Here is a 9,889-nt window from a genome sequence, read left to right as displayed (position 1 = left end):
CCGGTTCCAGGTTCTGTTAGACGCTCTTAGGCTGATGTGACCACCGGAGGAAGCAGACCCACATGAGCGACGTCGACTGGGTACCTCAGTTTGCGCAGGATCACGACGCATGGGTCCGGCTGCTGTTTCAGACACCGGATCCGGCGGACCGCATCGTAGGTTACAGTTCCGCGCCGGATCTGCTGCTGGGGGAGATCCTCCGCTACGGTGCCTACAACGATAGCGGCATGGTTGGAGACTTGTTCGAGCTCTATCGCGGGATGGCAACCGAGGGTGGCATGCCACTCCCGCTGCGGCGGGCGGTGTACCAGCACGTCAAAGGGCACCAACAAGAAGCCTCGGTGTTTTCGGCCAATGTCTACCTTCCGTTCGTGGCTTGCGAGGCGGACCGCGGCATCACCTCGACGGCGGTCATCGACTTTGTCAGCCTCGCACCGATCACGAACGGCGATCCGATGAGTCGCGTGCGCGAGGTCATCGCTTGGATTGAGCATGGATCTCCCCTGAATGTTGGCGCCACCTTCGGCGCACTGCTTCACCTGGGCGACCCGCGCGTTTGCCGTCTCCTCTGGCCGCTGAAGGACATGCTGGAGGAAGACGCCGTGCGCGAAGCGATGCTCTGCCGCGCGGGGATCCTGGGTGCCGCGACAACAGAGTTCCTGGTGCATTGGCTCCTAGGCATGGACGGCGACGCGCGGGACGCTTTGTTCGGCCATGTCGCTTCGGGTCTTTTCCTGCAGCGTCGTGACATGCGCCTGCCCGTCGTCAGCACTGGCGAGCGCCCCTTTCCTGTCACCAGCGTCACGCCGGAAGAGCAGAACCGGATGCAGCGCTTCATCAGCATTGAGGATTTCACCAAGCAGATTGCCCCGGCACTCCTGGAACTCGAGCGCACAGAACCCGAGCCGAAGGTGATGCCCGAAGTGCTGGCAATTTGGGGCCTTGGCCCGCAGCCGCGTCGGCGAGTTGGTACCTAACCCCCAAGGCGGGAGCGGCAGAGCCGGGAAGGACCCGCAAGATGGCCGGATTCTGTCCTCGAGCGCGAGGGGGCCTACGTCCCGCCGCCCTCCTCCCCGTCGCGGACGGCCGCGAGCAGCCGATTCTCGACCTCCGGCCATGGCCGGGCGAGGTCCACCGTCTCGACCCGGATGAGGTGACCTTGGACTTCCATCCTCTCGGACAGGTGCCAGGCCGCCGCGGGGTAGAGGAGGATGCCGGTAGCGCGGCGGTGCGCGGCCGAGACCTCCTCCTGAGAGCGGAGGTAGGCGTAGATCTGGTAGAGGTGGCTGCTGTCGAGCCTATGCCCGCCGAAGCGGTTGGCGACGAGGCTTGCGGCCGTAAATTTCGTGTCGAGCACGACAATCCGGCCCGTCGAGGCCTCTTGTAGGACGAGGTCGGCCTGCATCGTCGGCAGAAGGGGCAGGGTGCCCGAGGTCGGCCACGCGAGGACCTTCTGCGGCTGCACGTGCCAGCCGGACAGGCGCGCTCGAAGGAAGGTCGCGACGAACCGCTCGAAGACGGCATGGAGGGTGAGGGTGTCGCGGTCGAGCCCGAGACTGCCGGCTCCGCCCGCCTCGGTCGGCATCTGCCGCCGCAGCACGAGCTCGCAGATCGCGAGCATGAGGCGGTAGTCGCCGTCGTTCCGCCCGGTTGTCTCGCGCGCGGCCACCCCCTGGCGCGGGGGGACGGGAGTGATCCCGTCGAGGTCGCGGACGAGCCGCCGGAGCCGCTGGCGCAGCGCCGCCGCGCGCCCCGATGAAGGGCCGAACGCACCGGCCTGGGCGAGGCGGTCGAGGACCGCGCGGATCGTCCGGTTCCGCGGAATGTCCGCGGTGAAGGCGTGGAAGCGGCAGTAAGCCTTCCCGCGCTCAAATTCGAGAGTCTTGAGGCTCTGTTCGAAGTCGACGCGCCCGCGGATGCCGCGGATGGAGGCAGCCTCCACCTCGTAGCCCCGACCAAGGCCGGCCCGCAGGCGCTGCTCAACGAGGCGGGCGAGGACGGAGGCGAGTAGCGCGTCGAGGCTCGGCGCCGCCTCGGCCTCCCGCCGCCACCGTTCCACCGCCGCGGTCTCGCCCCAGGCGTAAAGGAGCATGTGCCAGACGTTGCGGATGGGGATGCCCGATAGCGTCGTGGCCCCTGTCTCCACGCGGTCCTCCGCGCTTAGTACTGAGGGTTTGATCACGGGGCCAGCAGCGCTCCGCGAGCCTCCTCCGCGCGTCCGCGGTTGTCGAACCAGTACTCTTCCAGCAGCGGCGCGATCTCGGTCTCCACTATGCCTTCAAACCAGGCGCGGTCGAGGCCGGAGAAGTCCCGGCCTTTCGGGCAGAAGAAACTGTGGCCGACCTCGTAGTGGTCGCCGAGGAGCGGGTCGGCAGCGATCACCTCGTTCAGCGCGACCATGCGTTCAACAATACGCTCGACGAGGGCCGCGTCCATCCCCCGCTCGGTGAGCCAACCGTGGAAAGCGTCGCTCCGGTAGGCGGGGCGGAGCGTGAGGAAGCCGAAGCGGCGACGCAGCGCGTAGTCTACCATGGCGAGCGACCGGTCGGCGAGGTTCATCATGCCGATGACGTGGAGCCGCGGCGGGACGTGGAAGCGCTCCTCCTCTTCGTCGTGCTGATAGACGAGCGGCACGCCGAAGTCGGGCCCACGCTTGTCGGCCTCGAGCAGCATGAGCAACTCGCCGAAGATCGCAGCGAGGTTGCCGCGGTTGATCTCATCGATGATGAAGACGTAGTCGCGGTCTGGGTCCTCCGCCGCGCGCTGGCAGAAGCGGTGGAAAACCCCGTCTTGCAGAGCAAAGGTGCCAGCCTTCCCCGACACAGGGCGGTAGCCGCGCACGAAATCCTCATAGGCGTAGGAGGGGTGGAACTGCACGGCTTCGACCCGCGCCGGATCCTCCTCCTGCATCAGCGCATAGGCGAGGCGACGGGCGAGGAAGGTCTTGCCGACCCCGGGTGGCCCCTGAAGGATAAGGTTCTTTTTCGAGCGAAGCCGGTCAAGGGCGCGCGAGAGGTCTTCCTGAGGAACGAAGACTCCCTCCGCGACCATGTCCTCCAAGGCGTAGGGCCGCAGCGTGGGTCCGCGCGGCGCCGGCTCGTCCTCTCCTGCCGGGTCGTCCTGCACGACGGTGTCGGGTGCGGTATATTCATTCCAAGATCGTTGCCGGAACCACTCATAGTCCTGGGGCACCCCCCGGAAGGCGAAGTCGATCAAGCGGCGGGTGTACTCCTCGGACTGGTGCCCTCGGCGGAGACGCCATGTCGTCCGTCTAGACGTGTAGAAGTACCATCGGCCGGGCGGCGGCCGGTCCTCCCACTCCACCTCAACGACCCGGCCGTCGCCGCGGTTCTTCACGACTGTCCCAACCGCTTTAACCTCCATGCAAGAGACCGTGCGGCCGCCGGCGTCAAAGGGCAGGCCCGACTTCTGCGAGAAAGCGGCCTTGATCGCGATGCGGTCGCCGACCGCAATGCTCCGGACCTCGTCGAGGTACTTGTCGGTGTAGCCGTTCTCCCAGATTCCCTCCTGCCGGAACCGCTCGGTCTGGTCCGGAGGATCGCTGCCGTCCCAGAAGGCGCCGACCATCCAGTAAGTCGGTTCAGCCGAGGGGCGCGCCGGCTCCGCGGCGGGTGGCGTCCCCCCTTCCTCGGTTGCGCGTCGCCATGCCGCGAGGGACAGGTCGGGGAAGCTCGGGAAGCGCACGGCGGCGCGGGCGAGGATTTCGCGGTAGCCCTCGAAGGAAAGGCCGCCCCGCGGCAGGTCCTCGCCCAGGTAGGCGCGGTTCGTCGAGTCGAGATTGAGGAAAACGCGCGGGCGGATCCAGAAGAGGCCCATCGTCAAATTGACGTTCACGCCGCGGACCGCGAGCGCGGCGTCGAAGCTCGCAGCGAACGCAGGGTCCTCTAGCGGCGACTGCCCCAGCGCCAAACGGAAGTTGCGCCAGAGCGCCGGAACGTCGGTCGGCTGCCGCTCGTCGGCGTAGGAGAAGAACCAGGACCGCTGGTTGTTCAGCACAGGAATGCCGTCGAAGTCGGAGGGGGGTGGGACGGCGGTGCCGAGCAAGCGGCCCATCTCCCCAGCGATGAGAAGGCGCTGCTCGTGTCGCAGCGTTCGGTTGCAGGCGCCGAGAAAGGTGAAGGGGTCGATCTCGCGCAGTAGCACGCGTGCCCCGGTAACGTCGCGGTCATTCACTGGCGTCGCGGGCAGCCCCGCGACTCGAAGGCGCTCGAGGAAGGCGACCAGATCCGGTTGGCGGTCCTCCCAGTCCAGGAGGCGGTGCGCCAAGTCCTCGTAGAAGGGGATCCAGGTGAAACTCAACGCGGCTGCTCCGTGGATGCTCGTGCCCGCCCCATTTCCGTCAGCTCCGAGGCGGCCGTGCAAGTGCCCGGCAGCGGATGGATCGCGTCCGGTCGTCACGAATCGATCCGGAGATCATGTCGCGCGGTCCGTGACGCCGGGAGAGCGGCCAATCGGACGGCGAGTGAAGGCAACGGGGCCGGCCGATCCGCGCCCGGCGCGGTCCTGAACAGGTGATCCGGGGTCGTGGGGAGCCGATTCCAGCTTTTTGCTGCCTGCTCAACTCGGCCGTACGGCGTGCGGGCGACCACGTCCGCTTTCGGGAGGGCGACTTCGCGAAGCGGATGGCCGGTGTGGGCGCTTAGCAGAAGTAGTTGCTCAGCAGCCTGAATGACCTGGTCGCCCTGGATGCGCCGCCGGTGCAGGTCCAGGCAGGCGCTGAGAGGCCCAGGAAGGGCAGGAGAGTGATCTTCCGCCCCTCCGCTGCCGACCCTCAGTACCGCTCCAGGTCATCCTCGTCCGGGGGATTGTTGTTAGCGTACTGGCCCTCGATGGAACGAGCATCGAGGGCCATCTTCACCGTCTCATGGACATGAGGCATCGTGCTACGCACGTCCTCAGCCGCCCTTCGAAGCCGTTCATAGGGGCCGACGGGTTCTTTGGGATCGTCCTCCGACGGAGCTTCCGCGATCGTCGGGACCGCCTCGTTCGAGGCAAGCGACTTCATGACCGAGAGCAAGGCGCCCTCATACTTCAGGTGTTCGAGTTCTGCGTCGATCAACGCGGAGTCGAACTCGCGGGCGCGATCGACAAGAACTGCAGACTTCCTCGACTTGATCAGGAATATCGTGCCGATCGCGACCAGGGCACGCACCTGGGAGCGGTACTTCTTGTACTCGTCGAAGAGCAAGATGTGCTGTTTTCGCACCATCTTGGTGGCTTTCGGCCACTTAGACGCTGGGCGGAGTCGGACCTGCCTAGCCCCAGAAGGCGACGCCAGGTATCCGGCCAAACCGCTCGTATCGATGTCCACGATTAGCTTGCCGCCGTTCCGGCCGAACTCGTTCCAGCCCACGATCACGCGCTGCGGCGCTGCCTTCTTGGTAGGCTTGTTTGCTGCGCCCTGGGTCAGTTTGGCGGCAATGGCCTTGCCAGAGGTAGGCTTTTTAGCAGCCGTCGAGGCAGAGCGCGGCTTCTTGGCCGTAGGCGCCGGAGCGGATACCCGTCCAGCGCGCTTAACAGGAGCCTTAGCGCCTGTAGTCTTGACCGCCGTCTTCGTGCCGGCCTTCGGAGATCGCGTTGCCATCTGACTTCATCGAGAAAATGCGGAACGCACCTTTGATCTGGTCGGAGGTTGGAGGCAAGCGAAAAATGCGTTTCTCATTTCTCCAGCCTAAGCAGCCTTGGAAGACCCGCCGCAGACTGTCCCGCCGACGGAGGTCCTCAGGCTGCTTCAGCGATCACACCAGACCGAGACAGCGGAGCAGGAGGAACACGGTCCAGCCCGGATCTGCCTAGTCCGGCTCCACGCCCAGCTTGACGGACTATAATCTAGGTCGCCATCATCCGTCCTGGCCGGATCCAAGGCGACATGGTGCATCCCTATCTGCGCCGTTGGAGCAGCCGGTCTACCCCGCCCCTTCCCCCGCGCATGGCCGGCCGGACGAGCTGCGCTCTGTGCTGGACCGTACCCTCGGGGTGCCGCTGTTCCAGGAGCAGGCGATGCGGGTCGCCATGGTCGCCGCCAACTTCACCCCGGAGGAGGCGGACCGGCTGCGCCGCGCCACGCGACCTTCAAGCACACTCAGGGCTTGAGGGAGCACTGCGAACAGCTGGTCGGCGGCATGGTCCGGCGCGGCTATGACCCGGCGCTCGCCGAGCGGGTGTTCCAGCAGATCGAGGGCTTTGGCGCCTACGGCTTTCCCGAGAGCCATGCCGCCTCCTTTGCCCATCTCGCCTATGCCTCGGCCTGGCTGAATGCCACCACCCTACGGTGTTCGCCTCCGCCCTGCTGAACTCGCAGCCGATGGGTTCTATGCGGCGGCGCCGATCGTCCGTGACGCGCGCGAGCATGGCGTGCTGGTGCGGCCGCTCGACGTCAATGCCAGCGACTGGGACTGCACGCTGGAGTCCGCATCGCAGAGTGCCGAGGGCTATGCACTGCGGCTCGGGCTGCGAATGGCGTCCGGTCTCGCCGCCGCCGACGAACTGCGCCTGGTCAGGGTGCGGCGGGCTGGCAATGGTGCGCCCTTTGCCACGCCGGAGGAGGTGACGCGCCGCGCCGCGCTCCGTCGCGCGGCACTCTGGGCGGCTCGGGCGGTGAAGGCCGAGCCCCCTCCCCTGCTTCGTCTGGTGACCGGTGGTGAGCCGCCGCTGATCCAGGAGCTGGAGCCCGCGCTCCTGGCGGAGACGGAAGGCCAGTCCGTGATGCAGGACTACACCGCGCTCGGACTGATGCTCGGGCGGCACCCGCTGGCGCTGCTGCGGCCGCAGCTGGAGGCGCTGGGCTGCCAGGACACACGGGCGCCGGCCGGCCAGCCGGGATTTCCGCTGAGGGGCGCACGAGGTAGGGAAGCCACACAGCGGCTTTAGCACTTTGAGGGGGCTCGGATTCTCCGCGCAGAGATTATGAAGCGACGTGAGACAGAGGGGAGGGCGGATGGCCCTTTCCTGCTCTACCACGTCGATACATCGACATGACGACATTCCGACATGAATACATGTCGGCACGCATGCGTGTCGACATGTCGATGCGCTGTCAGTCCTTCTGCTCCGCTATCCGTGCCATGCCTCGCGATTGGAACAGGAGATTGACCGCCTCGGTCATGAGGTGCTGGAGCCGTCTACCCTCATCCAGACCAAGACGGTCTAGCTGCCGCTTTGTCTCTGCGTCCACGAAGAAGGCCACCTGGCGCTTCCCCTGACGTGAGGGGGGGACGGGGGCCTTTTGCGGCACTGGCGGTTCGGCCACGGTGCCTGGCGCCATTCTGGGGAGAGGGTTCAGTTTAGGGCGTGAGCGCAGAGCCATCAGACACCCCGACGCGTAGACATGTCATCGTGTAGACGTGTCGACACGTCGTCGTATAGACGTGCCACCTCCTGAGCAGCCTTGCCTCCAGGCTCATACTCGGCTGCCGTGCTGCCGTTGGCGAGGCAGTGCCGGAAGGCGACCCGGTAGGAGATGACGGCCGGCGAAACCTCGGCGCCTGTCTCCTTCACCACAGCCACCGCATCAGCCACGACGCTGGAGTTCTCTCGAGGAGGGGCGGCATTAATGACCACCATTACGGGTCGTTTGAGCGCTAAGCAGAGGTCAACGGTCGCGTTTAGGGCATCGAGATCAAACTGTGCTGGCTGACAGGGGCTCACCACCAGATCGGCAGTCTGGGCGACCAGCATCGTGGTGCGGTCGGCATTCGGGGCCGTATCCACGAAGACGAGGTCGTAACCTTCGGCCCGGGCATCCTTCAGAGTCTGTGCTAGGTTCGAAGCGTGGATCGCATCCACGTCTGGCGCCGCGTCCCCTCGGCGTTGCGCCCAATTAGTCAGGTTTCCCTGAGGGTCCAGATCCAGCAGGAGGGTCTTTGTCCCTCGTGAGGTCGCTTCGGTCGCCAGATGAACGGCCAGAGTCGACTTCCCAGCTCCGCCCTTCTGGCTCATCAGCGCTACAACGTGCATTTCCATCATCCCAACATGTCGACACGCCGACATGCCGACATTCTGCAGGAACGTCAATCTGATCCGCAGCATAGCGGTGCTGGAGTATTCAACATGTAGACATGGTATCATGTCGACATGAATGAGTTTCCGTTTGAGGACAACGAGTTAATTGCGCCATTGAACGCTCAACACTAGGCTCGCCCAATCGCAACCCGAGGCACAACAGCCGTGATCTAGAATCAGAAAGCCCCTGCCGAGTGAACGACAGGGGCTCCGATCAACCAGACTAGCCGGATGAGACGATGTGGTGTCCCATCATCCGGCGCCGCTCTTCCGAACGCAAGCCGTTTTTGCGAACGGGACCGGCTGGACTGAACGGACCCTAACAGCAGGGGCTTTCCGAAAGGAGAGCCATGTCTATCCCCCAACGTCCGCGCTCAACTCGGCGCGGCTCCGTCACCGTGGCCGCGTGGCAGCGCCAGCGGCTCGGCCATACCGACCGCTTGCGGATCATGGATGCCGCCCGCCGATACGAGCGCGCCACCCATTGCCGTGGCTCCGGCCGTCACGGTGGCGCGCTGCGCGACACCGGCCTGCGCGTGCTCTGGACGCTGCTCTACCGCGGCTGGGGGAGGGCAGGGGCCTGCGATCCGGCGCTGGCACAGATCGCCCAGGAAGCGCGGCTGGCGCGCTCCACCGTGCAGCACGCCCTGGACCGCCTGGAGGCGCTCGGCTGCTTGCTGCGCGTCCAGCGGGGCGCCGCGCAGGGGCGGCGGTGGGTGCAGGCCACCAACGCCTACCTGTTTCGGCCGCCCCCCACCTGGGCAAGCGATACCGGAAACCGGCAAGCCTTAGAATCTGACTCTAAAAACAAGGCTCAGGAGGAAGCCGAATGGCCAGCACCGCCGCCGATCGCGGAGGCCGAACGGCAGGCCCTGCTGGTGAAATGGGGGCTAGCTGGGGCAGGGGAGGCGGCGACGACCTAGTCAGCAACAGCCACACTTGTTCTTCTTCTGTTCCGACTTTACCTCTCCGCCATTGGAGACCCCGAGGGCGAAGAGACCCCCGCGCCCGCCTTCTCTCGAGACCCGCGCCCTGCAACACCTAGTCGAACTAGCGCAGCGTGCCGCCGATCCTGATCGCGTCGGCTGCGCAGTAGAGGCCATGGTCACGGACTGGCTGACGGACACTCCGCCAGTCAAGTGCGCGCTGCTCCAGGAGCGTGTGACAGACCTGCACGCTGCGCTCACCGAAAGCGTGAATGCGGCCCAAGGCCAGATCGACGACCTGGACCGCGATGATGCCGCCGGCCAGCGGCAAGCCCAGCGGCCGCTGATCGCACTGCAGGCGGCCCAGGACGCACTGGCGGCAGCACGACTGCAACTGGCCTGAGCAGCAGCGATGGCCTTTTCCCCGGCCTTTACCGTTGGTCCCATTCCTAATCTCCAGGCCCCGGTCGCCGGGCCGGCGCGTATCCGGGGCAAGGAGTTCCAAACCCAGACTGCTCGCTTGTTACGGGCACACGAGCGCATCGCGGACGAGGCGATCGATGGCTTCCATCGGTACGCCGACCTCCCGGAAACACGGCAACTGCACGTGATGTGTGGCTGCGGACGCAGCACCAAGCCGCGGATTGGTGCACTGGCCGTTTGGCACCTGGTGCCCGGTGTGACGCCGCTCCGCCGGATGATTACGCGGCTGCGCTGTGCGCGCTACAGCAACAGGCCGACCCTGGCGGAGCCCGTGCCTTCGCTGCCGGACTGGCATCGCAGGCGCTTCGGGGCAGGCGAATTGTGGCACTCTGTGCTCAGCGCCGTCCTACACACGCTAATCAAAGGTTAGCGTGCCTGAAATGGCGATCGGCCGTTGAAAAAGCAGGTTTTCCCTGCCTTCCAGGTGGTCGGTTCTGTTGCATCTTTTGTGGTCCGGC

General features: G+C 65.8%; 11 protein-coding genes. 6 read left to right on the top strand and 5 right to left on the bottom strand.

Going from position 1 to position 9,889, the window contains the following annotated elements:
• Nucleotides 1-62: 62 nt before the first annotated feature.
• Nucleotides 63-977: a hypothetical protein gene (locus E0493_RS22630; RefSeq protein ID WP_160939533.1), complete on the top strand. Its 915-nt coding sequence runs from the start codon at nucleotides 63-65 to the stop codon at nucleotides 975-977.
• Between the two features lie 74 nt (nucleotides 978-1,051).
• Here E0493_RS22630 and E0493_RS22625 read toward each other — a convergent pair whose 3' ends face one another.
• The 3 genes from E0493_RS22625 to E0493_RS22615 all read right to left on the bottom strand — a co-directional run bounded on the left by E0493_RS22625 (nucleotide 1,052) and on the right by E0493_RS22615 (nucleotide 5,605).
• A complete protein-coding gene (locus E0493_RS22625) occupies nucleotides 1,052-2,146 on the bottom strand; it encodes a 5-methylcytosine restriction system specificity protein McrC (RefSeq protein WP_160939532.1) in 1,095 nt (364 codons plus the stop codon).
• A gap of 32 nt (nucleotides 2,147-2,178) precedes the next feature.
• Nucleotides 2,179-4,320, bottom strand: coding sequence for an AAA family ATPase (locus E0493_RS22620; RefSeq protein ID WP_160939531.1), 2,142 nt, complete (start codon nucleotides 4,318-4,320; stop codon nucleotides 2,179-2,181).
• Nucleotides 4,321-4,792: 472 nt separating this feature from the next.
• A complete protein-coding gene (locus E0493_RS22615; RefSeq protein ID WP_160939530.1) occupies nucleotides 4,793-5,605 on the bottom strand; it encodes a hypothetical protein in 813 nt (270 codons plus the stop codon).
• 308 nt (nucleotides 5,606-5,913) lie between these two features.
• Here E0493_RS22615 and E0493_RS23655 point away from each other — a divergent pair, with 308 nt between their 5' ends.
• From E0493_RS23655 to E0493_RS23645, 3 genes are read left to right on the top strand one after another with little or no spacing between them, the layout of a single operon-like run.
• Nucleotides 5,914-6,114, top strand: coding sequence for a hypothetical protein (locus E0493_RS23655; RefSeq protein WP_235913996.1), 201 nt, complete (start codon nucleotides 5,914-5,916; stop codon nucleotides 6,112-6,114).
• Complete coding sequence (locus tag E0493_RS23650; protein ID WP_235913995.1) at nucleotides 6,111-6,314, top strand: hypothetical protein; 204 nt, start codon at nucleotides 6,111-6,113, stop codon at nucleotides 6,312-6,314. The genes E0493_RS23655 and E0493_RS23650 overlap by 4 nt, the downstream gene beginning before the upstream one ends.
• The gene (locus E0493_RS23645; RefSeq protein WP_235913994.1) at nucleotides 6,277-6,891 is read left to right on the top strand and encodes a helix-hairpin-helix domain-containing protein; all 615 of its coding nucleotides are present in this window, start codon (nucleotides 6,277-6,279) and stop codon (nucleotides 6,889-6,891) included. Before E0493_RS23650 ends, E0493_RS23645 begins: the two co-directional genes overlap by 38 nt.
• 166 nt (nucleotides 6,892-7,057) lie before the next feature.
• On the opposite strand, the gene E0493_RS24035 is transcribed toward E0493_RS23645, so the two are convergent.
• Nucleotides 7,058-7,285 (bottom strand): ribbon-helix-helix domain-containing protein, encoded by a 228-nt coding sequence (locus E0493_RS24035; protein WP_367614579.1) that lies wholly within the window; start codon nucleotides 7,283-7,285, stop codon nucleotides 7,058-7,060.
• Nucleotides 7,286-7,326: 41 nt separating this feature from the next.
• Complete coding sequence (locus E0493_RS22605; protein ID WP_160939529.1) at nucleotides 7,327-8,034, bottom strand: ParA family protein; 708 nt, start codon at nucleotides 8,032-8,034, stop codon at nucleotides 7,327-7,329.
• A 338-nt stretch (nucleotides 8,035-8,372) separates the two neighbouring features.
• On the opposite strand from E0493_RS22605, the gene E0493_RS22600 reads away from it, so the two are divergent.
• Together E0493_RS22600 and E0493_RS22595 are read left to right on the top strand one after the other, a co-directional pair.
• Nucleotides 8,373-8,945: a MarR family transcriptional regulator gene (locus E0493_RS22600; protein WP_160939528.1), complete on the top strand. Its 573-nt coding sequence runs from the start codon at nucleotides 8,373-8,375 to the stop codon at nucleotides 8,943-8,945.
• Between the two features lie 178 nt (nucleotides 8,946-9,123).
• On the top strand, nucleotides 9,124-9,351 hold the full coding sequence (locus tag E0493_RS22595; protein ID WP_160939527.1) for a hypothetical protein: 228 nt from the start codon (nucleotides 9,124-9,126) through the stop codon (nucleotides 9,349-9,351).
• Nucleotides 9,352-9,889: the final 538 nt, after the last annotated feature.

The sequence above is a fragment of the Teichococcus coralli genome (assembly GCF_009829925.1).
Taxonomy (GTDB): Bacteria; Pseudomonadota; Alphaproteobacteria; order Acetobacterales; family Acetobacteraceae; genus Pseudoroseomonas; species Pseudoroseomonas coralli.
The sequence above is the reverse complement of the archived record's forward strand: the minus strand, read 5'-3'. Positions and strand labels throughout refer to the sequence as shown.